Origin of the sequence: Streptomyces sp. R-07, from assembly GCF_049913175.1 — a bacterium.
In the GTDB taxonomy this organism is placed as follows: domain Bacteria; phylum Actinomycetota; class Actinomycetes; order Streptomycetales; family Streptomycetaceae; genus Streptomyces.
Genome location: NZ_CP183978.1, coordinates 3,380,591 through 3,401,334 on the forward strand (window position 1 = coordinate 3,380,591; position 20,744 = coordinate 3,401,334).

Genomic DNA, 20,744 nt, shown 5'->3' on the forward strand with positions numbered 1-20,744 from the left:
CGTGTAGGACATCCGTATAGTCATGTCTGCGGGCAGGGGAACGGCCCGCAGACACCCGACAAGGAGTCCTGCCATGAGCGCCGCCACGAAGACCGCCAAGACCGTCCTGATCTCCGGCGCCTCGATCGCCGGCCCCGCCCTCGCCCTCTGGCTGCACCGCTACGGCTTCACCCCCACCGTCGTCGAGCGCGCCCCCGAACTGCGCACCGGCGGCTACAAGGTCGACATCCGCGGCACCGCGATCGAGGTCTGCCGCCGGATGGGCATCCTCGACGAGATCCGCGCCAAGTCCACGGACATGCGCGGCGGTTCGTACGTCGACACCGCCGGCCGCACCATCGGCGAACTGCCCGCCGACATCTTCGGCGGCCGCGTCGAGGAGGACGACGAGATCATGCGCGGCGAGCTCGCCCGCATCCTCTACGACCGGACCCGCGAGGACGTCGAGTACCTCTTCGACGACTCGATCGCCGACATCGCGGACGACCCCGCGGACGCCGAGGGCGTCACCGTCACCTTCGAGAGCGGCACCGTCCGCCGCTTCGACCTGGTCGTCGGCGCCGACGGACTCCACTCGAACACCCGGAAGCTCGCCTTCGGCCCCGAGGAGCGCTTCAAGCGCCACCTCGGCGCGTACATCTCCATCTTCACGGCCCCCAACCACCTGGGCCTGGACCGCTGGGAGACCTACCACGCGCTCCCCGGGAAGCTGGTCTGCGTCTACAGCTCCGCCGGCGAGACCGACGCCAAGAACCTCTTCATCTTCTCCTCGCCGGAACTCCCCCACGACCCCCGGGACGTCACCGCCCAGAAGCGCGCCCTCACCGACCGCTTCACGGGTGACGGCTGGGAGATCCCCCGGCTCCTCGGGCACGCGGCCCGGGCCGACGACTTCTACCTCGACTCCATGTCCCTCGTCGAGATGGACCGCTGGTCCACCGGCCGTGTCGTCCTCCTCGGCGACGCCGCCCACTGCTCCTCCCCCGCCTCCGGCCAGGGCACCGGCCTCGCCCTCATCGGCGCCTACGTCCTGGCGGGCGAACTGGCCCGGGCGGGCGGCGACCACACCGTGGCCTTCGCCCGCTACGAGCAGCGCATGCGGCCGGGCGTCGAGCAGAACCAGAAGATGGCCGAGGGCTTCGTCAAGGAGATGACCGTCGGCTCGAAGTGGAAGATCGCCCTGCGCATGTTCATGGTCCGGACGCTCCCGAAGACCCCCTGGAAGAACCTCATCGCGAAGAAGATCCGCGACGGCATCCAGGCGGCGGCGAACGCGGTCCCGATCGAGAACTACGACACCACCGGCACCCCGGCCGCCACACGCCCTACCGTGACCGCATGACCGACTTCCACCACGCCCTCCGCTCCCTCCGGGTCTGGGACACCGAGCTGCCGTCCTTCGACCCGGCGAGCGCCCCGCCCGAGCCGCTCCCCCTCTTCCACGACTGGTTCACCTCGGCGGTCGCGGCCGGCCAGACCGAGCCGCACACCCTCTCCCTGGCCACCGCGGACGAGGACGGCAGGCCCGACGTCCGCACGGTGATGCTGCACGACGCCGACGCCCGCGGCTGGCACTTCGCCTCGCACGCCACCAGCGCGAAGGGCCGCCAGCTCGCCGCCCGCCCCGAGGCCGCGCTCGGCTTCTACTGGCCGGTCCAGGGCCGCCAGGTCCGGATCCGGGGCCCCGTCACCACCGGCACCCCCGAGGAGGCGTACGAGGACCTCCACGCCCGCACCACCGGCGCCCTCGCCTCGGCGCTCGTGGGCCGGCAGAGCGAGGTCCTCGACTCCCCCGGGACCCTCGCCGAGGCGAGCGCGGCGGCCTGGCGCAGGGCCGAGGCGGAGCCGGACGCCCCCGCCCCCACCTGGACCCTGTACGTCGTCGAACCGGCCGAGGTCGAGTTCTTCCAGGGCGACGCCCGCCGCCGCCACGTCCGCCTCCGCTACCGCCGCACGACCGACGGCTGGACCCGCGAACTCCTCTGGCCGTGAGCCCTACTCGGCCCCCGCTCCGTACATCTCCTCGATGTCGCGGGCGAAGTCCCGCAGCACCGCCCGCCGTTTGAGCTTCAGGGACGGCGTCAGATGCCCGGAGGTCTCCGTGAACTCGGTGGTCAGGACCCGGAAGTCGCGGATCGACTCGGCCCGCGAGACCAGCCGGTTGGCGTCGTCCACCCCCCGCTGGAGCGCGGCGAGCAGCTCCGGGTCCCGGGCCAGCTCCCAGAGCGCCAGATGGTCCTTGTGCCGCATCCGCCGCCAGTGCGTCAGGCCCTCGTGGTCCAGGGTGATCAGGGCCGTGACGTACGGGCGGTCGTCGCCGACCACCATGCACTGGGCGACCAGCGGGTGGGCACGCAGCCAGTCCTCCAGCGGGGCCGGGGCCACGTTCTTGCCGGCCGAGGTGATGAGGATGTCCTTCTTGCGGCCGGTGATCCGCAGATAGCCGTCCGCGTCGAGCGAGCCCAGGTCCCCGGTGGGGAACCAGCCGTCGTCGGTGTACGGCAGGGCCACCCCGCGCTGCGCGTCCCAGTAGCCGGCGAAGACGTGACCGCCCTTGAGCCAGACCTCGCCGTCGTCGGCGATCCGGACGGCCGTGCCCGGCAGCGGCCAGCCGACGGTCCCGGTGCGCGGCCGGCGCGGCGGGGTGACCGTCGAGGCGGCGGTGGTCTCCGTCAGGCCGTACCCCTCGAAGACCTCGACGCCGGCGCCCGCGAAGAACTCGGCGAGCCGGGCGCCGAGCGGGGAGCCGCCGCAGATCACGTACTTCACCCGGCCGCCGAGCGCGCTGCGGATGCGCCGGTAGACGAGCGGGTCGTACAGCGCCCGCGCGGTCCGCAGGGCGAGCGAGGGCGAGGAGGTCTGCCCGTACCGGCGGGCGACCCGCGCGGCCCGGTCGAAGGCGGCGGCCTTCCCGCCGCCTTCGGCGGTGGCGCGGGCCTTGTTGAAGACCTTCTCCAGGACGTACGGGATGGCGAGGAGGAACGTGGGCCGGAAGGCCGCCAGGTCGGTGAGGAGCTCCTCGCCCTCGACGGAGGGCGCGTGCCCGACCCGGACCCGGGCGCGGACGCAGCCGACGGCGACCATCCGTCCGAAGACGTGGGAGAGCGGCAGGAAGAGCAGGGTGGCGGGGGGCTCCTTGCTCTCCGAGACGAAGACGGGGTGGAGGAGCCGGACGGCGTTGTCGACCTCGGCGAAGAAGTTGGCGTGGGTGAGGGCGCAGCCCTTGGGGCGGCCGGTGGTGCCGGAGGTGTAGATGAGGGTGGCGAGGGTCGCGGGGGTGAGCAGTCCCCGGCGGGCGGTGACGGCCTCGTCGGCGACCCGCGCGCCCGCCTTGCGCAGCTGGTCGACGGCGCCGGTGTCGAGGGCCCAGAGGTGGGCGAGTCCGGGCAGCTGCCGCCGCTCGGCGGAGACGAGCCGTGCCTGTTCCGGGTCCTCGACGACGCAGGCGGCGGCGCCGGAGTCCTGGAGGATCCAGCGGGTCTGGAAGGCGGAGGAGGTGGGGTAGACGGGGACGGTGACGAGCCCGGCGGCCCAGGCGGCGAAGTCGATCAGGGTCCACTCGTAGGTGGTGCGGGCCATGAGGGCGAGCCGGTCGCCGGGGCGCAGGCCGTGGGCGATGAGCCCCTTGGCGACGGAGTGCACCTCGGCGGCGAACCGGGCGGCGGTGACGTCCTGCCATGCCCCGGCCGCGTCCTTCCGGGAGAAGAGGACGGCCTCGGGATCCTGCCGGGCGTTGTCGTACGGCAGGTCGGCGAGCGAGCCGCGGGCCACCCGGGGGACGAGCGCGGGCACGGAGACCTCCCGCACCCGCCCGTCCACCAGCACCTTCTGCGGCTCGACCGGCTCGGTCCCGGATGCGGCGGTGACGACGGACACGTGCGGCTCCTCGGTCTGCGTGATGAACTGAGGTCGTGCGTCGATACGTTGCTCGCTACGGTGGGTCAACTGGTTTGACTAGCCGGTAACCTTACTGCGCGGTAAGGCTCAACGGGGAGACCAGCGCTCGCTTTTCATGAGGTTTCCGAGCCCGGCCCAGGCGAAGTTCATCAGCGTCGAGGCGGCGTCCTTCGCGGTCACCCCGGGGGTCTCGTTCGCCCAGCTGGCCAGCGACTCGGCGGAGCCGACCAGGGCCTGCGCGAGCGCGTCCACGTCCCGCCCGGTGATGACCCCGTCCGCCGCCTCCGCGGCCTCCCCGATCAGGCCCGCCACGAAGGCCACGATCTCGTCCCGCATCCGGGCCACCTCCCCGGCGAACGGCTCCCCCTGCGTCCGCGCCTGCCGGCTCAGCACCACCCACGAGTCGGGGTGCTCGGCGGCGTACGTGAAGAAGGCGAGCAGCCCCGCCCAGAGCCGCTCGTCGGGCGGCACCTCCGACCCCCCGACCCCGGCGGCCACGGCCCCGAGCAGGGCCTGGGCCTCCCGCCGGATACAGGCGGTGAACAGCTCCTCCTTGGAGCCCAGATAGAGATAGACCAGCGGCTTGGAGACCCCGGCGAGCTCGGCGATCCCGTCCATGGACGCCGTCTGGTACCCCTGCCGGGCGAAGCACCGCACGGCCGCGTCCACCATCTGCCGCTCCCGCACCTGCCGCGGCAACCGCCGCGCCTTCGCCCCACCGGCCACGGCGCCCCACCCCTGCTTCCAAGATCCACTGGATGCCCCGCGAAAGCCTACGCCGAGACAAGCACCTGTACAGGGACGGCCGTAACCGCGCGACACGTATGCACCTTTGCCAGAGCACGGGTGCGTCTTCCGTGACCAGGGGTGGGACGTGGCCAAGCCGGAGCGTGTGGGGATCCACGTCCGGATCAGCAAGGATCTCAAGGGCCGGGAACTCGGCATCCCCCGGCTTCGCAGACCCCGCCGAACGCCGCGTGCCCCCACCCGGATCACGGGTGAGGGCACGCGGCGGTACGGACGCGGGACGTCAGGCCGCAAGTACGGGCTGCGGCTCGTCCACGGGGGACGCCGTCACGGTGTCGTACTTGCCGAGGTCCAGGATCTTCTCGCGGGCGGAGACGATGACCGGGATGAGGGCCTGGCCCGCCACGTTCGTGGCCGTCCTGACCATGTCCAGGATCGGGTCGATCGCCATCAGGAGGCCGACGCCCTCCAGGGGGAGGCCCAGGGTGGAGAGGGTCAGGGTGAGCATGACCGTCGCGCCGGTGAGGCCGGCGGTGGCCGCGGAGCCGATGACGGAGACGAAGGCGATCAGCAGGTAGTCGCCGATGCCGAGCTGCACGTCGAAGATCTGCGCGATGAAGATCGCGGCGAGCGCCGGGTAGATCGCGGCGCAGCCGTCCATCTTGGTGGTGGCGCCGAACGGGACGGCGAAGGAGGCGTACTCCTTCGGGACGCCGAGGCGCTCGGTGACCTTCTGGGTGACCGGCATGGTGCCGACGGAGGAGCGGGAGACGAAGGCCAGCTGGATGGCCGGCCAGGCGCCCTTGTAGAACTGGAGCGGGTTGACCTTGGCGACCGTGGCGAGCAGCAGCGGGTAGACGCCGAAGAGGACCAGGGCGCAGCCGACGTAGATGTCGGCGGTGAAGGTCGCGTACTTGCCGATCAGGTCCCAGCCGTAGTCGGCGATGGCGAAGCCGATGAGGCCGACGGTGCCGAGCGGGGCGAGGCGGATGACCCACCACAGGGCCTTCTGGAGGAGCTCCAGGACCGACTCGGAGAGGGTGAGGATCGGCTTGGCGCGGTCGCCGAGCTTGAGGGCTGCGATGCCGGCGACGGCGGCCATGAAGACGATCTGGAGGACGTTCAGCTCGGTGAAGGGCGTGATGACGTCCGTCGGGATGATGCCCGTGAGGAAGTCGATCCAGGAGCCCTCGTGCTTGGGGAGCTTGCCGTCCTTCGGCGTGAGGCCGGTGCCGGCGCCCGGGTTGGTGATCAGGCCGATCGCGAGGCCGATGCCGACCGCGATCAGCGAGGTGATCATGAACCAGAGCAGGGTGCGGGTCGCGAGCCGGGCGGCGTTGTTCACCTTCCGGAGGTTGGTGATCGAGACCAGGATCGCGAAGAAGACGAGCGGCGCGACGGCCAGCTTGAGCAGCTGGACGAAGATGTCGCCGATCTGGCCGAGGGTCTCCTTCAGCCAGGCGACGTCCTGGCTGCGGGCGACCCAGCCGAGGAGGGCGCCGAGGGCCAGACCGGCGATGATCTGGACCCAGAAGGGGACCTTGGGTATGCGGGAGGAAGCCGGGGACTTCGACTCGGGGGTGGTCGCGGACGCGGACACAGACACACTCCACAGGTGCGTATCGGGGAATACGGGACGGGGGTGCGGCACACACGCGCTGTTCACGCGGGCCGCTGCATGATGCCGGGTCAGAGCTGACGGCAACAGACCGCGGACATACAGCGGCAGAGATCGACGTGCAGGCGCGCCACGAGCGGGGTGCTCGCGGCATCAGAGGGGCGCACTGCTGTCTTCATGTCGAACACGTTAACACTTGAACTTTGAGAACCTCAAAGCCATTCTTTGGGGCGAACGGACGGCCTTTCACCTCCGAAACGCAGAACACCCCAGGCCGGAGCCTTGGAAGGCCCTGCCCGGGGTGAATGTCTGTGAGGAAGCTTACGCAGCCCTTATGTGCAGGCCGAGGCCTACAGCGCGTCCTCCTGGGAGCGGTTGGCGTCCAGCCGGCCCTTGGCGCGGTCGACCCTCGCCACGACCTCGGCGCTCGCCTCGTCCCGCACCTTGCGCAGCAGCACGAAGCTGAGCGGGGCGGAGACGACGATGGAGAGGACGAGGACCCAGAGCAGGTTCGAGTCGCCCAGACCGCGCGGCAGCGCGCCGACGTAGACGAGACCCCACAGGGCGAGGAAGCACCCGGCGAAGATCCCGAGCCGCATCAGCGTGTAGCGGAGCATGTCAGTCCACTCTTCCGTTCCGAAAGATCCCAAAGTTCCCATGAGGGACGAGCGTCATCCAGTGAAGCACGCGGCGGCGGCCACCCTGGGACCGGGCCTCTTGAGCACCGTAAAAGTAATAGATAGGCTGCCTCAATGACCCTTACCTTCGAGGTGGACCCGGCAGTCGACCCCGCCCTGCGCGACGGCATGCTCTCCCTCTGGGCCGACGTCTCCAACGCGGGCGGCGCCGTCGGCTTCGTACCCCCCGTGACCCCCGAGGAGATACGCCCCGCGCTGCTCAGGCACCTGGTCGCCATGGCCGAGGGCGGCACGCGCCTCCTCGTCGGCCGCGACGAGGACGGCCGGGTCGCCGCCACCGCCTTCTTCACCTTCAACACCCACCCCCTGATGACCCACTGGGTGTGGCTGTACACCGTGATGGTCCACCCCCGGCACCAGGGCCGCGGATACGGCCGCGCCCTCATGGCGGCCGTCGAGCACACCGCCCGTACCGCCGAGGGCTTCGAGACCATCGAGGCGATCCGGCTGACCTGCCGGGGCGGCACCGGCGTCGACGGCTTCTACGCCCGGTCCGGCTACAAGGAGGTCGGCCGCGTCCCCGACGCGATCCGGGTCGCCCCCGGCGACGACCGCGACGACATCATCATGCTGCTCCCCCTCAAGTGACCTGACGTGACCCGACCGGACCGGGCACAGGATGTCGGGTCCGCGCCCGGTGGTCCTTCCTACGGTGAAGACACGGAAAAGGAAGGACGGACCACGTGCTGGACCGGCTCAACCAGGCACTCGACCACATCGAGGAGCGCCTCCGCGGCGACCTCGACCCGGCCGAGCTCGCCCGGATCGCGACCACCTCCGAGTACCACTTCCGGCGCCTGTTCTCGGCGCTCGCGGGGATGCCCCTGTCGGAGTACGTGCGCCGCCGGCGGCTCACCGTCGCCGGCGCCGAGGTCCTCGCCGGGGAGCGGACGCTCCTGGAGATCGCGGTCCGGTACGGCTACGGCTCCGGGGAGGCCTTCGCCCGCGCGTTCCGCGCGGTGCACGGAGTCGGCCCCGGCGAGGCCCGCCGCACCGGCGCCGCGCTCGCCGCCCAGCCGCGCATGTCCTTCCGCCTCGTCGTCGAAGGGAACAGCACCATGCGGTACAGGGTCGTGGAGAAGGAAGACTTCCGGGTCATCGGGCGCGGGGCCCGGGTCCCCCTGGTCCACGAGGGGGAGAACCCGGCGATCGCCGCGCACATCAGGTCCATCGGCCAGGAGGCCCTGGCCCGGCTCGCCCGCCTCTCGGACGGGGAGCCCGCGGGCATCGTCTCGGTGGTCACGCACCTCACGGAGAGCCGGGAGGAGGGCGCCGAACTCGACTACTGGCACGGGGTCGTCAGCGGGGCCGGGGTCCCGGCGGAGTTCGACGCGCTCGACGTGCCCGCCGGCACCTGGGCGGTCTTCGAGAACGAGGGCCCCTACCCGCAGGCGCTCCAGTACCTGTGGCGGGACGTCTTCACCCAGTGGTTCCCGTCCAACCCGTACGCGAGCCGCCCCGGCCCCGAGCTGCTGAGCGTGCTGCCCTCGGCGGACTGGACGACCGCACGGGCGGAGCTGTGGATCCCGGTGGAGCGCACCGGGGAATGAGAGAAGGGCCGGCGGGAGATCCCGCCGGCCCTTCCTCCGTCCACGGCGTCAGAACCGCATCGCCTGCGGCGACTCGCGCCGGTCCGCGTCCGGACCCGGGTACTCGCGGATGATCTCGTACCGCGTGTTCCGCTCGACCGGCCGGAAGCCCGCGTCACGGATCAGTTCGAGCAGGTCCTCGCGGCCCAGCTTGTTCGGCGTGCCGTAGTTGTCGGCGTCGTGCGTGATCTTGTACTCGACGACCGAGCCGTCCATGTCGTCGGCGCCGTGCTGGAGCGCCAGCTGCGCGGTCTGGACGCCGTGCATGACCCAGAAGACCTTGACGTGCGGCACGTTGTCGAAGAGCAGCCGGGAGACCGCGAAGGTCTTCAGGGCCTCGGCGCCGGTCGCCATCGTGGTGCGCGCCTGGAGCCGGTTGCGGACCTTCCCGTCCTGCATGTCGACGAAGTCGTGCTGGTAGCGCAGCGGGATGAAGACCTGGAAGCCGCCGGTCTCGTCCTGGAGCTCACGGAGCCTCAGCACGTGGTCCACGCGGTGGCGCGGCTCCTCGATGTGCCCGTAGAGCATGGTCGAGGGGGTCTTGAGCCCCTTCTCGTGGGCGAGCCGGTGGATCCGGGACCAGTCCTCCCAGTGGGTGCGGTGGTCCACGATGTGCTGCCGGACCTCCCAGTCGAAGATCTCGGCGCCGCCGCCGGTCAGGGACTCCAGACCGGCCTCGATCAGCTCGTCGAGGATGTCCGACGCGGACATCCCGGAGATCGTCTCGAAGTGGTGGATCTCGGTGGCCGTGAACGCCTTGAGGGAGACGTTCGGGAGGGCCTTCTTGAGCTCGGAGAGGGAGCGCGGGTAGTAGCGCCAGGGCAGGTTGGGGTGGAGCCCGTTGACGATGTGGAGCTCGGTGAGGTTCTCGTTCTCCATCGCCTTCGCGAGGCGCACGGCCTCTTCGATGCGCATGGTGTACGCGTCCTTCTCGCCCGGCTTGCGCTGGAAGGAGCAGTAGGCGCAGGAGGCGGTGCAGACGTTGGTCATGTTCAGATGCCGGTTGACATTGAAGTGGACCACGTCGCCGTTCTTGCGGGTCCGGACCTCGTGGGCCAGACCGCCGAGCCAGGCGAGGTCGTCGGACTCGTACAGGGCGATGCCGTCCTCACGGCTCAGCCGCTCACCGTCCCGGACCTTCTGCTCCAGCTCCCGCTTGAGCCCCGCGTCCATACGGCCGCCTCCCTTTTGTCTCCGAATCAAGCTCTGCCCACCGTACTCTCAGCCCTCCTCAGGCAGCTCCCCGACCCGGTTCTCCCACTTGGTGGAGAGCACGATCGTCGTACGGGTGCGGGAGACGCCCTTGGTGCCGGAGAGCCGGCGGATCGTCTTCTCCAGGCCGTCGACGTCGTTCGCGCGCACCTTGAGCATGAAGGAGTCGTCGCCGGCGATGAACCAGCAGTCCTCGATCTCGGCCAGGTCCTTGAGGCGGCGGGCCACGTCCTCGTGGTCGGCGGCGTCCGAGAGGGAGATGCCGATGAGGGCGGTGACACCGAGACCGAGCGAGGCCGCGTCGACGGTGGCGCGGTAGCCGGTGATGACACCGGCGGCCTCGAGACGGTTGATGCGGTCGGTGACGGAGGGGCCGGAGAGCCCGACGAGCCGGCCGAGCTCGGCGTACGAGGCACGGCCGTTCTCGCGCAAAGCCTGGATGAGCTGCCTGTCCACGGCGTCCATAGGTATGAAGCCTTCCATTGTCCAGCGATACCGCGAGTTTAGGTATAGAATCTAAGGTACACAGGGGAGACGCCCTGTGAATCTTTCAGCAGATCAAAGACGATCTTTCAGGAGTGGTGTTCACCGTGTACACGATCGAGATGGCCTACGCACGCATGCGCGAGCTGCAGGACCTGGCCAACCGCTCGCGTGCCCACCAGCCGACCGCCGCCTCGAGGCGCGCCGCGAAGAAGCGCGCCAAGAAGCGCTAATCAGCCCGGAGAGCCGCACCCAGCTCTCCTTCCCACCGGCGGTACAGCTGGTGCGGCACTCCCGCCGCGTCCAGCACCCGCCCGGCGACGAAGTCCACCAGATCCTGGATGTGCGTCGCCCCCGCGTAGAACGCCGGAGAGGCGGGCAGCACCACGGCGCCCGCCTCGTCCAGCGTCACCATGTGCTTGAGCGTCTGTCCGTTCAGCGGGGTCTCCCGCACCGCGACCACCAGCGGACGCCGCTCCTTCAGCGTCACGCTCGCGACCCGCTGCAGCAGGTCCTTCGAGAGCCCGAGTGCCACTCCCGCCACCGCCGCGGTCGAGGCCGGCACCACCAGCATCCCCTTCGCCGGGTACGAACCGGAGGACGGCCCCGCCCCCAGGTCCCCGGCAGCCCAGTACCGCACGTCGTCCAGGAGACCCGAGGCGTCGAAGGTGTCCGGCTTCCCGTCCGCGCCCCGCGCCAGCCAGGCCGCCAGGTCCTCGCGCCAGTGCGCGTCCCGGAAGGAGATCCCGGTCTCGTCGAGCAGCGTCAGCCGCGATGACCGCGACACGACGAGGTCGACGCTCTCCCCCGCGGCGAGCAGCCCCCTCAGCACGGCGGCGGCGTACGGCGTGCCCGACGCCCCGGAAACACCCACGATCCAGGGGATGCGCTTGCCGTCGTTCATGCCGTCGAGCCTATCCGCCATCCGCCGGGCCTACGGAGTGAGCCCGCGGACCAGCAGGTCGAGCAGCGCGCACACGAACAAGGTGATCCCGATGAACCCGTTCGTCGTGAAGAACGCCCTGTTCAGGCGCGACAGGTCGTGCGGCTTCACGATCGTGTGCTCGTAGCCGAAGGCGACGACCACGATCACCAGACCGACCCAGAAGAAGAGGCCCGCGTCCGTCGCCAGGGCGTACCAGACGAGGAGCCCCGTCGTCACGACGGCCGAGGCGCGGGCGCCCCACAGCGCGGCCGGCACGCCGAAGCGGGCCGGGACCGACATGACGCCGTGCACCCGGTCCGCCTGCACGTCCTGGCAGGCGAAGATCAGGTCGAAGCCGCCGATCCAGACGCCCACCGCGAGGCCCAGGACGACCGCGTCCCAGGACCACTCGCCGGTCACCGCGAGCCAGGCCCCGATCGGCCCGATGGACTGGGCGAGGCCCAGGATCGCGTGCGGGAAGTTGGTGAACCGCTTGCCGTACGGATAGACGACCATCGGGATGACGGCGAGCGGCGCGAGCGCCAGACAGAGCGGGTTCAGGAGGGCTGCGGCGCCGAGGAAGACGACGACGGCGATCCCGGCCCCGGTCCACGCCGAGCGCACGGACACCGCGCCGGTCACCAGCTCGCGCCCGGCCGTCCGCGGATTACGCGCGTCGATCTCGCGGTCGATGATCCGGTTGCAGGCCATGGCGAAGGTCCGCAGGCCCACCATGCAGACGGTGACGAGGAAGAGCGTCCACCAGTGGATGTTCCGGTCGAGCTGGAACATCGCGGTGAGCGAGGCGATGTAGGCGAAGGGCAGCGCGAAGACCGAGTGCTCGATCATCACGAGCCGCAGGAACGATTTCGTACGCCCCGGCTGGGCGCCCGGTACAGCCGCGGTCGTCACAGCCCGTACTCCTTCCAGCGGCGGTCCACCAGGGCCGCCGTCGCCGGGTCCGACTCCACCATGTCCGGCCAGCCGCCGTCCCGGGTGTAGCCCTCCTCGGGCAGCTTCTTCGTGGCGTCGATGCCGGCCTTGCCGCCCCAGAACTGCTGGTAGGAGGCGTGGTCGAGATGGTCGACCGGGCCCTCCACGACCGTCAGGTCACGGGCGTAGTCGGTGTTGCCGAGGGCCCGCCAGGAGACCTCGTGCAGGTCGTGCACGTCGCAGTCCTTGTCGACCACGATGATCAGCTTGGTCAGCGACATCATGTGCGCGCCCCAGATGGCGTGCATGACCTTCTGCGCGTGCTTCGGGTACTTCTTGTCGATCGAGACGATCGCGCAGTTGTGGAAGCCGCCCGACTCCGGCAGGTGGTAGTCGACGATGTCCGGCACGATGATCTTGAGGAGCGGGAGGAAGAACCGCTCCGTCGCCCGCCCGAGCGGCCCGTCCTCGGTCGGCGGCCGGCCGACGACGATCGACTGGAGCAGCGGACGCTTCCGCATCGTGATGCAGTCGATCTTCAGCGCGGGGAACGGCTCCTGCGGGGTGTAGAAGCCGGTGTGGTCGCCGAACGGACCCTCCGGCAGCATCTCGCCGGGCTCCAGCCAGCCCTCGACGACGACCTCTGCCTGCGCCGGGACCTGGAGCGGGACGGTCTTGCAGTCGACCATCTCGATCCGCTTGCCCTGCACGAAGCCGGCGAAGAGGTACTCGTCGATGTCGCCGGGCAGCGGCGCCGTCGAGGCGTACGTGACGGCCGGCGGGCAGCCGAAGGCGATGGCGACCGGCAGCCGTTCGCCCTTCGCCGCCGCCACCGCGTAGTGGTTGCGGCTGTCCTTGTGGATCTGCCAGTGCATGCCGATGGTGCGCTTGTCGTGCCGCTGGAGCCGGTAGAGCCCCAGGTTCCGCACGCCGCTCTCGGGGTGCTTGGTGTGGGTGAGCCCCAGGTTGAAGAAGGAGCCGCCGTCCTTGGGCCAGGTGAAGAGCGCGGGGAGGAGGTCGAGGTCGACGTCGTCGCCGGTGAGGACGACCTCCTGCACGGGGGCGTTCTCGGCCTTCACCTTCTTCGGCGGCACGTGGACCATCGAGCCCAGCTTGCCGAAGGCCTCGCGGACCCCGACGAAGCCGTGCGGCAGCTCCGGCTTGAGGAGCCCGCCGATCTTCTCGCTGATCTCGCCGTACGACTTCAGGCCGAGGGCCTTGAGGAGCCGGCGGTCGGTGCCGAAGACGTTCATCGCGAGGGGCATCGAGGAGCCCTTGACGTTCTCGAAGAGAAGCGCGGGACCTCCCGCCTTGTTCACCCGGTCGACGATCTCCCCGACCTCCAGGTACGGGTCGACTTCGGCCTTGATGCGCTTGAGGTCGCCTTCGCGTTCCAGGGCCCTGAGCAGCGAGCGGAGATCGTCGTAAGCCATAGGGGCCAGTATCGGTCACCGGCTAGGCTTGGCTCGTCACCGGGGCCGCCGCAACCGGCCCCGCCGCTGCTTCCAGGGGGCTGTCCCACATGCTCAGGGCACTGATGTACATCCTGCCGCTGGCGCTGACGATCTATGCCTTCATCGACTGCCTGAACACCCCCGAGGACGAGGCCAAGCACCTGCCCAAGGTGGTCTGGGTCATCATCATCCTGCTGTTCTGGATCGTGGGCCCGATCGTGTGGTTCGCGGCCGGCAAGATGCGCCACGCCCCGGCCGGCGGCCGTACGCCCAGCGAATGGCACCGGAACCACCGCCACGAGTGGGTCGCCCCGGACGACAACCCGGAGTTCCTCAAGTCCCTCCGCGAGGAGGCTGCGTCCTCTCAGGACGTGAAGGACGAGTCCCTCCTCAAGGACTGGGAGGCGGACCTGCGCCGCCGCGAGGAGGAACTGAAGAAGCGCGAGCTCGGCGAGGACAAGGACAGCGAGAGCTGATGGAGCTGCGGCTCCTGGCCACCTTCGAGAAGGTCGCCGACGTCCTCTCCTTCACCCGGGCCGCCGCCGAGCTCGGCTACGCCCAGTCCAGCGTCACCGGCCAGATCCGCGCCCTGGAGTCCTCCCTCGGCGTGGACCTCTTCGAGCGGCTCGGCTCCCGCATCCGCCTCACCGAGGCCGGCGAACGGCTCCTGCCGTACGCCCGCCGGATGGCGGAACTGGCGGAGGAGGCCCGTACGGCCGTGGCGGTCACCGAGGAACCCTCGGGTCCGATCGCGGTCGGCACCATGGAGTCGCTGACCTCCTACCGGCTGCCGCCGCTCCTGGAGTACTTCCACCACCGCTACCCGAAGGTCCGGCTGACGCTGCGGCCGACACTCGGCGACGAGACCCGGCAGGCGCTGCGGCAGGGCACGTACGACGTCGGCTTCCTGATGGAGCCGGAGACCGAGCACGAGGGCCTGGAGTCCGAGGTCCTCGCGCCCGAGCCGCTGGTCCTGGTGGCGGGCCCGGCCCATCCCCTCGTCGGCCGTACGGACCTGACGAGCGCGGACCTGGCCGGGGCGCAGCTGGTGGGCACCGAGCCGGGCTGCCCGTACCGCGACCTGTTCGAGCGGGAGCTGCGGGAGTGGGCGCCGCCGTTCATGGAGTTCGGCACGATCGAGGCGACGAAGCGGGGGGTGGCCGCGGGCCTGGGAGTGGCGCTCCTCCCCCGGGTGGCGGTCGCGGAGGAGCTGGCGAGCGGGGCTTTGACGGAGCTGGCCTGGGAAGCCCCTTTCACCCTCTTCACGCAGCTCGCGTGGCGGCGGGGGAAGCGGCTTCCGGCGCACGTCCGGCTGTTCGTGGAGCAGGCGCGGCGGCTGGTGTCCGAGCAGCGAGGGTGACCTTGAGGCTGGCGAGGACGATCAGCGGGACGCCGAGCGCCTGGACGAGCCCGATGTGGTGCCCGTACACCGCCCAGTCGACGCCCATGGCGACGGCGGGGTAGGTGAAGGCGAGGACGGCGATCTTGGCGGTGGGCAGCTTGGCGTAGGCGGCGTACATGAGGACGTACATCAGCCCGGTGTGAATGAGCCCGAGCCCGACGAGCCAGGCCCAGCCGCCCCCGATCCCGCCGACGCGCCCGAAGTCGACGAAGGGCAGCAGCAGCGGCAGCCCGACGAGCACCTGCACGAGTGCGATCAGATGGGGCCGCACGCCGGTGATCCGCTTGGTGACGAAGGTCGCGAGGGCGTAGAGCACGGCGGCGGCGAGCGCGAACCCGAGCCCCTTGAGGGAGGCGGTGTCCCCGGGCCGTACGCCGGAGACGAGGACGAGCCCGGCGAAGGCGAGCGCGAGCCACCCCAGCTTGCCGGCGGAGATCCGCTCCCGCAGGAACACCGCTCCGAGCAGCACGAGGAAGAACGGCTGCGTGTGGTAGACGACGGTGGCGAGCGAGATCGAGGTGGCCTCGTACGCCTCGAAGAGGAACACCCAGTTGAAGACGATGAACACGCCACCGAGGGCGGCGAGTCCCAGCTTCTTCGGCGTGAACCCGTGGCCGGTGAAGAACCCCCGGACGAGGCTGTAGGCCCCGAGCGCGAGAGCCCCGAAGAGGCACCGGAAGAACACCACCTCGAAGGGCGAAGCCCCGGACTCGACGACGAAGACGCCGAGGGTGCCGGAGAGCACCATGGCGAGGGTGAGTTCGACGGTTCCCCTGGTCTCGTTTCTCATGACCACGACGGTACGAACGGGGGCCAGTCCCGGTCCACGAGCCAGTGGGGCGTCCTCCCGATGAGGCCGATCGGCGGGGCCGATGAGGCGGTGCCCCACTTGGCAGGCATCGAGGGGACCGCTACATTGAACGCGTTCAAATTGAACGCGTTCAATCACGGGGGTAGGCATGGAGAGTCAACTGGTCCGGACAGGGCAGTCCGTGCTCGCGGTAGCCGCGGTCGTATCGCTGCTGCCCGCATTGGCGATAGGTCTGCCGAGCATGCTCGGGGGGATATTCCTCCTGACCGCCATGCCGGTGGCCATCCCCCTCTTCCTGCGGCGCGAGCCGCAGTTCTTCGCCTGGGCATGCCTCATCATCGGGACCGGGCTGCTGACCTGGGCGGTGGTGGGGGCCATCCTGGCGATCTTCCTGTTCGCCCCCGCGGCGCTGATGCTGCAGACGGCCGCGTTCGTGGACCCCGACACACGGCCGGGCGCCCTGGGGGTGATCGCCGCGCTGGGCGTTCCCCTGGCGATCGGCCTCGTTTTCTACGGCCTGCCCGTCCTGTGACGAACGACGCCGGAATACCTTCGGGGGAGGCGGAGTTGGCACCGGATACCCGCGACACCGGAGAGCAGACATGACCCTGGACGCCACGCACGGCCCGGACCGCTCGTTCCTCTTCGTCCTCGGCAGCTCGCGCTCCGACGGCAACACCGAGATCCTGGCCCGCGCAGCCGCCGCGCAACTGCCCGCCGACGTCCCGCAGCGCTGGGTGGACCTGAACGAGCTGCCCCTGCCCGACTTCCAGGACGGCCGGCACGAGAGCGCCGACCGGCGGGCCGGCGAGACCGAGGAACTACTCCGCCGGGCCACGGTGGAGGCCACGGACATCGTCATCGCCTCGCCCCTGTACTGGTACACCCTCTCCGCGCAGACCAAGCGCTACCTCGACTACTGGTCGGGCTGGCTGAACGTGCCCGGCTCGGACTTCAAGGAGCGGATGGCGGGCGGCACGTTGTGGGGAGTGACGGCCCTGGCGCACGGCGAGCACGAGGTCGCGGACGGCCTGGTGACCGCCCTGAACCATTCGGCGGCCTACCTGCGAATGCGCTTCGGCGGCGTCCTGACGGGCACGGGCTCCCGCCCGGGCCGGGTGCGGGCCGACGAACAGGCGATGCTCCGCGCCAAGACCTTCTTCCAGCGCGAGACCCCACTGGCCCGCTTCCCTTACGAGGAGACGGCCGCCACCGTCGCATGAGCTTGCCGTGCATATCGCCGCCCGTATCGCGGCCGGAGAGCTGGCCGCAGGCGCCCGCCTGCCCGCCGAACGGGACCTCGCCAAGGAGTACGGAGTCGCGTACCTGACAGTCCGGCGCGCAGCCGGAGTCCTGCGCGAGCGGGGCCTGATCCTCACCGTTCACGGCAAGGGCACGTTCGTCGCCGATCCACTGCCGGACGACCACCAGGTGTGACGGCCGGGGTCCGGCGGGGAAAGCTCCCCGCATGGACCAGGAACAAGCACGCCGGTGGCTCGCCACCGCCCTCGGCGAGGCCCGGGCCGGGCTGGCCGAAGGCGGGATTCCCATCGGGGCCGCGCTCTACGGCGCCGACGGGACCCTGCTCGGGCGGGGGCGCAATCGACGGGTGCAGGACGGGGACCCGGCCATGCACGCCGAGACCGCCGCCTTCCGGGCCGCCGGGCGGCAGCGCTCGTACCGGGGGACGACCATGGTCACCACGCTCTCGCCCTGCTGGTACTGCTCCGGGCTCGTGCGGCAGTTCGGGATCTCGCGGGTGGTGGTCGGCGAGGCGGAGACCTTCCACGGCGGGCACGACTGGCTCGCCGAGCACGGGGTCGAGGTCGTCGTGCTCGACGATCCCGCATGTGTCGCCCTGATGCGGGAGTTCATCGCCGCCGACCCCGCCCTGTGGAACGAGGACATCGGCGATGAGTGAAGCCGCGCTTCCGACGATCGACCTGACCCGCGACCCGGCACCCCAACTGCCCGCCGTCGACCGCGCCCTGCGCGAGGCCGGGTTCCTGCTCGTGACCGGACACGGGGTGGACGCCGGCCTGCGGGCCGCCATCCGCGGGACGGCCCGCACCTTCTTCCACCTCCCGCCCGACGTCAAGGAGCCGTACGCCGTGCGGGTCGGCGGGCGGGGGTGGCTCGGGCCGGGGGCGGAGGCCAACGGGTACGCGGAGGGCACGGCGACCCCGCCCGACCTGAAGGAGTCGCTGTCCTTCGCGGCGGAGGAGCCGACCGGGGACCCGGCCGTGGACGCCGAGTGGTTCCTGCCGAACACCTGGCCCGCCGAGGTCCCGGAGCTGCGGCCGCTGGTGGAGACGTACCTCGCGGAGATGAAGGCGCTCTCGGACCGGGTCCTCGACCTGCTCGGCGAGGCGCTCGGCGAGGAGCGGGACTTCTTCACCCGGCACACCGGGCACCCCACCTTCGGGTTCAACATCAACTGGTACCCGGGGCGGGAGCGCACCGGCGACCCCGAGCCGGGCCAGTTCCGCATCGGCCCGCACACGGACTTCGGCACGGTCACCGTCCTGGACCGGGAGGCGGGCAAGGGCGGGCTCCAGGTGTTCACCGACGCCGGCGGCTGGCAGGACGCTCCCTACGACCCGGCCGCGTTCACCGTCAACATCGGTGACCTGATGGCCGGTTGGACCGGCGGGCGGTGGCGGTCGGGACGGCATCGCGTGCTGCCGCCGCCTGCCGACGCACCCGCCGAGGAGCTGATGTCGCTGGTGTACTTCTACGAGTGCACGCCCGGGACCACGATCCACGGCATCGAGTCGCACGGCTATCTGCGGGCCCAGCTGGACGCCATCGCCACGGACTGAGAACAGGTGCACAACAGAGTCGAAAAGGCTGCCGCTTTACCAACACACCGTCGATATCCTTGAGTTGACTGTGACGGGGGTGGCAGAGCGTGAACAGGGAGCTGTACGGCCGCGAGGCGGTCCTGGACGAGGGCGGGCTCGCCGCACGGCTCGTCGGGCTCGCCCGGCAGGGGGCCGCGCGCGTCGCGTACGAGCACGGCGACGACCCGCCGGTCACCGTCTTCACCGGCGGACGCGGCATGGGCAAGACCGCCCTGCTCAAGGAGATCCGCAACCGCTACAAGGGCTACACCCCGCTCGCCCTCCTCGACTGCTCCCACGTCGAGCCGCCCGCCGACCACGGCCCCGGCTGGACCCCGGTCACCGGCGCCCTCTCCGAGCTGGCCGTGCAGCTGTCACCGAAGGTGCTCGGCGCCCGGCCCGTACGGTTCCCCCGGCTCTCGCTCGGTCTGGTCGCCGTCGCCTCGCTCGCCTGGTCCCAGGAGGACGACGAGCGGGCCCGCCGCGACCTCCAGCGCCTCGGGCCGCTCCTCGCGACCGTCGACGCGACCAGGGGCGCCGCCGGAAACTGGGTCGGCAAGGTCCTCGCCAAGCTCGCCGCCACCTTCGCCGACGCCGCCGTCCCACTGGCCGGACTGCTCGCCGAGGCGACCGTGGAGACCGTCCTGGAAGAGGTCTTCGGCCGCCTCCAGCGCGCCTCCGAGAGCTGGTACGGCAGCTACCGCAACGCCGGCGGACGCGGCAAGGCCGGCCTCCAGCAGCTCGCCATCGACTTCGAGCAGGACGGCAGGCGCCGCCGCGAGGCCGAGGACTTCCTCGTCGGCGCCCTCACCGAGGACCTGCGGCACGCCTACACCGGGCTCCAGCGCGGCGCCCGCATCGGCCGGCCCGTACTCCTCCTCGACAACGCCCACGAACCGCTCGGCCGACAGCTCGTCGAACCCATCCTGCGCACCCGCGCCGAAGGCCGCCGCGACCGGGTCGTCGTCCTCGCCACCTCCCGGGTCCGCGAGCACGAGGGACTGCGGCACGCCACCCGCACGCGCCTTCCGGAGACCGCGCACCGGGCGCCCTGCCCGCGCGGGACGAGCGTCGGCTCCGGCATCCTCGCCGTCGAACTGACCCCGCTCTCCCCCGCGCAGACCCGGTCCGCCTTCGACCACCACGACCCGGCGGGCCGCACCCCCGCCGAACTCGCCCGCGCCGTCCACCGGCTGACCGGCGGCCGGCCCCTCGGCGTCACCCTCCTCGGGCGGGCCGCCGGCGAGACCCCCGCCGAGCTGCGGGCCGGCCTCACCCCCGGCGGGCTCCTCGACCTGACGGTGGAGCTGCGCGAGGACACCCCGCCGGTGCCCGTCGCCCCCACGCTCCTCGCCGCACTCCTGCCGGTGCGCCGGCCGGGGCCGTACGCCGTGCTCGCCGCGACCCACGACGAGGAGTCCGCCCGGATGCTCGCCCACGCCCGGCTCCAGGGCGAGTCCCTGGACGGCGACGTGGCGCTGCGGGTCCGCGACCAGCTGCGCGCCGAGGACTGGGGCGAGGGCCCCGGCCACTTCGTCGCCGACCCGCTGCTGCGCGCGCTGCTCCTCCACCGGCTCCGCTTCGAGGACGGCGACCACCCGCGGTACGCCGCCTGGCACGCGGTCCACGAGACCCTGTACCGGCACTACGGGCCGGGCCCCGGCCCGTACCGCCTCCATCACGGCCTCGCCCTCGGCCGCGCCGAGGAGGCCGTCACGCACCTGCGGGAGACCTTCCACGAGCAGGACGTCCTCGGCTGGCTCGGCCGGCTGCGGTTCATCGCCGCCGCACCGTACCCGCGCGAGCGGCACCGGCCGGGCCCCGACCCGCGCCGGGCGGTCGCCCTCGGCCAGGAACCGGCCGGCACCCTGCCCGAGGGCCTCGACCCCGACACCCTCGAACTCCACCTGTCCGTACGGCGGCTGCTGCACTCCGTGTGGCTGCTCACCGATCCGCTCGCCCTGCCCGACGACGAGGTCGCCGACCGGCTCGCGCACGAGCTGCGCCGGCTCTCCGGCCGCCATCTGACGGGCAGCGGTTCGCTCTGGGACGCGGCAGGCCACTGGCCGCGCGACATCCGTGCCTGGCGGGAGCTCTCGCTGCCGCCGGGCCATGAGAACGGAGTCTGACGC

Annotated in this window: 22 protein-coding genes; 12 read left to right on the forward strand and 10 right to left on the reverse strand. The window is 71.2% G+C overall.

Translation table 11 applies throughout. The features are described from left to right. The first annotated feature begins 73 nt into the window (after positions 1 to 73). Both ACN9M0_RS15245 and ACN9M0_RS15250 read left to right on the forward strand, forming a co-directional pair. On the forward strand, positions 74 to 1,342 hold the full coding sequence (locus tag ACN9M0_RS15245) for an FAD-dependent monooxygenase (protein WP_426403768.1): 1,269 nt from the start codon (positions 74 to 76) through the stop codon (positions 1,340 to 1,342). After that, a complete protein-coding gene (locus ACN9M0_RS15250) occupies positions 1,339 to 1,992 on the forward strand; it encodes a pyridoxine/pyridoxamine 5'-phosphate oxidase (protein WP_366038397.1) in 654 nt (217 codons plus the stop codon). Before ACN9M0_RS15245 ends, ACN9M0_RS15250 begins: the two co-directional genes overlap by 4 nt. Positions 1,993 to 1,995: 3 nt before the next feature. Here the strand turns inward: ACN9M0_RS15250 and ACN9M0_RS15255 are convergent, their stop codons facing one another. The 4 genes from ACN9M0_RS15255 to ACN9M0_RS15270 all read right to left on the reverse strand — a co-directional run bounded on the left by ACN9M0_RS15255 (position 1,996) and on the right by ACN9M0_RS15270 (position 6,879). Further along, positions 1,996 to 3,876, reverse strand: coding sequence for an AMP-dependent synthetase/ligase (locus ACN9M0_RS15255; protein ID WP_426403769.1), 1,881 nt, complete (start codon positions 3,874 to 3,876; stop codon positions 1,996 to 1,998). 108 nt (positions 3,877 to 3,984) lie between these two features. After that, a complete protein-coding gene (locus ACN9M0_RS15260) occupies positions 3,985 to 4,569 on the reverse strand; it encodes a TetR/AcrR family transcriptional regulator (protein WP_426405302.1) in 585 nt (194 codons plus the stop codon). A gap of 358 nt (positions 4,570 to 4,927) precedes the next feature. Then, the gene (locus tag ACN9M0_RS15265; RefSeq protein ID WP_366038396.1) at positions 4,928 to 6,244 is read right to left on the reverse strand and encodes a dicarboxylate/amino acid:cation symporter; all 1,317 of its coding nucleotides are present in this window, start codon (positions 6,242 to 6,244) and stop codon (positions 4,928 to 4,930) included. A gap of 368 nt (positions 6,245 to 6,612) precedes the next feature. After that, positions 6,613 to 6,879: a DUF4229 domain-containing protein gene (locus ACN9M0_RS15270; RefSeq protein ID WP_366038395.1), complete on the reverse strand. Its 267-nt coding sequence runs from the start codon at positions 6,877 to 6,879 to the stop codon at positions 6,613 to 6,615. Positions 6,880 to 7,014: 135 nt separating this feature from the next. On the opposite strand from ACN9M0_RS15270, the gene ACN9M0_RS15275 reads away from it, so the two are divergent. Together ACN9M0_RS15275 and ACN9M0_RS15280 are read left to right on the forward strand one after the other, a co-directional pair. Next, entirely contained in the window at positions 7,015 to 7,548 is a 534-nt protein-coding gene (locus ACN9M0_RS15275; RefSeq protein ID WP_366038394.1) for a GNAT family N-acetyltransferase, read from the forward strand. Between the two features lie 95 nt (positions 7,549 to 7,643). Next, positions 7,644 to 8,510, forward strand: a complete 867-nt coding sequence (locus ACN9M0_RS15280) for an AraC family transcriptional regulator (RefSeq protein ID WP_366038393.1) — start codon at positions 7,644 to 7,646, stop codon at positions 8,508 to 8,510. 48 nt (positions 8,511 to 8,558) lie between these two features. Here ACN9M0_RS15280 and mqnE read toward each other — a convergent pair whose 3' ends face one another. From mqnE to ACN9M0_RS15305, 5 genes are all read right to left on the reverse strand, one after another. Then, positions 8,559 to 9,722, reverse strand: a complete 1,164-nt coding sequence (gene mqnE / locus ACN9M0_RS15285) for an aminofutalosine synthase MqnE (RefSeq protein WP_366038392.1) — start codon at positions 9,720 to 9,722, stop codon at positions 8,559 to 8,561. A gap of 48 nt (positions 9,723 to 9,770) precedes the next feature. After that, positions 9,771 to 10,226: an Lrp/AsnC family transcriptional regulator gene (locus tag ACN9M0_RS15290; RefSeq protein ID WP_017241016.1), complete on the reverse strand. Its 456-nt coding sequence runs from the start codon at positions 10,224 to 10,226 to the stop codon at positions 9,771 to 9,773. Positions 10,227 to 10,473: 247 nt separating this feature from the next. Further along, a complete protein-coding gene (locus ACN9M0_RS15295; protein ID WP_366038391.1) occupies positions 10,474 to 11,148 on the reverse strand; it encodes a UbiX family flavin prenyltransferase in 675 nt (224 codons plus the stop codon). 30 nt (positions 11,149 to 11,178) lie between these two features. Further along, the gene (mqnP, locus tag ACN9M0_RS15300) at positions 11,179 to 12,081 is read right to left on the reverse strand and encodes a menaquinone biosynthesis prenyltransferase MqnP (protein WP_366038390.1); all 903 of its coding nucleotides are present in this window, start codon (positions 12,079 to 12,081) and stop codon (positions 11,179 to 11,181) included. Then, positions 12,078 to 13,535, reverse strand: coding sequence for a menaquinone biosynthesis decarboxylase (locus tag ACN9M0_RS15305; protein WP_366038389.1), 1,458 nt, complete (start codon positions 13,533 to 13,535; stop codon positions 12,078 to 12,080). Before ACN9M0_RS15305 ends, mqnP begins: the two co-directional genes overlap by 4 nt. Before the next feature lie 89 nt (positions 13,536 to 13,624). Here ACN9M0_RS15305 and ACN9M0_RS15310 point away from each other — a divergent pair, with 89 nt between their 5' ends. After that, positions 13,625 to 14,032, forward strand: coding sequence for a PLD nuclease N-terminal domain-containing protein (locus ACN9M0_RS15310; RefSeq protein ID WP_399698508.1), 408 nt, complete (start codon positions 13,625 to 13,627; stop codon positions 14,030 to 14,032). Then, positions 14,032 to 14,916, forward strand: coding sequence for a LysR family transcriptional regulator (locus ACN9M0_RS15315; protein ID WP_366038387.1), 885 nt, complete (start codon positions 14,032 to 14,034; stop codon positions 14,914 to 14,916). Before ACN9M0_RS15310 ends, ACN9M0_RS15315 begins: the two co-directional genes overlap by 1 nt. On the opposite strand, the gene ACN9M0_RS15320 is transcribed toward ACN9M0_RS15315, so the two are convergent. Continuing rightward, positions 14,819 to 15,748, reverse strand: a complete 930-nt coding sequence (locus ACN9M0_RS15320; RefSeq protein WP_366038386.1) for a DMT family transporter — start codon at positions 15,746 to 15,748, stop codon at positions 14,819 to 14,821. The genes ACN9M0_RS15315 and ACN9M0_RS15320 overlap by 98 nt on opposite strands. A 169-nt stretch (positions 15,749 to 15,917) precedes the next feature. On the opposite strand from ACN9M0_RS15320, the gene ACN9M0_RS15325 reads away from it, so the two are divergent. The 6 genes from ACN9M0_RS15325 to ACN9M0_RS15350 all read left to right on the forward strand — a co-directional run bounded on the left by ACN9M0_RS15325 (position 15,918) and on the right by ACN9M0_RS15350 (position 20,741). Continuing rightward, complete coding sequence (locus tag ACN9M0_RS15325) at positions 15,918 to 16,301, forward strand: hypothetical protein (protein ID WP_399698505.1); 384 nt, start codon at positions 15,918 to 15,920, stop codon at positions 16,299 to 16,301. A gap of 70 nt (positions 16,302 to 16,371) precedes the next feature. Then, positions 16,372 to 16,992 carry a flavodoxin family protein gene (locus tag ACN9M0_RS15330; RefSeq protein ID WP_366038384.1) on the forward strand — a complete coding sequence of 207 codons (621 nt, stop codon included), beginning with the start codon at positions 16,372 to 16,374 and terminating at the stop codon, positions 16,990 to 16,992. Between the two features lie 7 nt (positions 16,993 to 16,999). Beyond that, complete coding sequence (locus ACN9M0_RS15335; protein ID WP_366038383.1) at positions 17,000 to 17,206, forward strand: GntR family transcriptional regulator; 207 nt, start codon at positions 17,000 to 17,002, stop codon at positions 17,204 to 17,206. 31 nt (positions 17,207 to 17,237) lie between these two features. Beyond that, a complete protein-coding gene (locus tag ACN9M0_RS15340; protein WP_366038382.1) occupies positions 17,238 to 17,690 on the forward strand; it encodes a nucleoside deaminase in 453 nt (150 codons plus the stop codon). Further along, positions 17,683 to 18,591 carry an isopenicillin N synthase family dioxygenase gene (locus ACN9M0_RS15345; protein WP_399698501.1) on the forward strand — a complete coding sequence of 303 codons (909 nt, stop codon included), beginning with the start codon at positions 17,683 to 17,685 and terminating at the stop codon, positions 18,589 to 18,591. The genes ACN9M0_RS15340 and ACN9M0_RS15345 overlap by 8 nt, the downstream gene beginning before the upstream one ends. An 89-nt stretch (positions 18,592 to 18,680) precedes the next feature. Further along, positions 18,681 to 20,741: a hypothetical protein gene (locus tag ACN9M0_RS15350; protein ID WP_366038380.1), complete on the forward strand. Its 2,061-nt coding sequence runs from the start codon at positions 18,681 to 18,683 to the stop codon at positions 20,739 to 20,741. Positions 20,742 to 20,744: the final 3 nt, after the last annotated feature.

Coding starts and splice junctions, on each gene's coding strand:
- ACN9M0_RS15245 (WP_426403768.1), top strand. CDS start 74: ATGAGCGCCGCCACGAAGACCGCCAAGACCGTCCTGATCTCCGGCGCC.
- ACN9M0_RS15250 (WP_366038397.1), top strand. CDS start 1,339: ATGACCGACTTCCACCACGCCCTCCGCTCCCTCCGGGTCTGGGACACC.
- ACN9M0_RS15260 (WP_426405302.1), bottom strand. CDS start 4,569: ATGGTGGACGCGGCCGTGCGGTGCTTCGCCCGGCAGGGGTACCAGACG.
- ACN9M0_RS15270 (WP_366038395.1), bottom strand. CDS start 6,879: ATGCTCCGCTACACGCTGATGCGGCTCGGGATCTTCGCCGGGTGCTTC.
- ACN9M0_RS15275 (WP_366038394.1), top strand. CDS start 7,015: ATGACCCTTACCTTCGAGGTGGACCCGGCAGTCGACCCCGCCCTGCGC.
- mqnE (WP_366038392.1), bottom strand. CDS start 9,722: ATGGACGCGGGGCTCAAGCGGGAGCTGGAGCAGAAGGTCCGGGACGGT.
- ACN9M0_RS15290 (WP_017241016.1), bottom strand. CDS start 10,226: ATGGACGCCGTGGACAGGCAGCTCATCCAGGCTTTGCGCGAGAACGGC.
- ACN9M0_RS15295 (WP_366038391.1), bottom strand. CDS start 11,148: ATGAACGACGGCAAGCGCATCCCCTGGATCGTGGGTGTTTCCGGGGCG.
- ACN9M0_RS15305 (WP_366038389.1), bottom strand. CDS start 13,535: ATGGCTTACGACGATCTCCGCTCGCTGCTCAGGGCCCTGGAACGCGAA.
- ACN9M0_RS15310 (WP_399698508.1), top strand. CDS start 13,625: ATGCTCAGGGCACTGATGTACATCCTGCCGCTGGCGCTGACGATCTAT.
- ACN9M0_RS15315 (WP_366038387.1), top strand. CDS start 14,032: ATGGAGCTGCGGCTCCTGGCCACCTTCGAGAAGGTCGCCGACGTCCTC.
- ACN9M0_RS15320 (WP_366038386.1), bottom strand. CDS start 15,748: ATGAGAAACGAGACCAGGGGAACCGTCGAACTCACCCTCGCCATGGTG.
- ACN9M0_RS15325 (WP_399698505.1), top strand. CDS start 15,918: ATGGAGAGTCAACTGGTCCGGACAGGGCAGTCCGTGCTCGCGGTAGCC.
- ACN9M0_RS15330 (WP_366038384.1), top strand. CDS start 16,372: ATGACCCTGGACGCCACGCACGGCCCGGACCGCTCGTTCCTCTTCGTC.
- ACN9M0_RS15340 (WP_366038382.1), top strand. CDS start 17,238: ATGGACCAGGAACAAGCACGCCGGTGGCTCGCCACCGCCCTCGGCGAG.
- ACN9M0_RS15345 (WP_399698501.1), top strand. CDS start 17,683: ATGAGTGAAGCCGCGCTTCCGACGATCGACCTGACCCGCGACCCGGCA.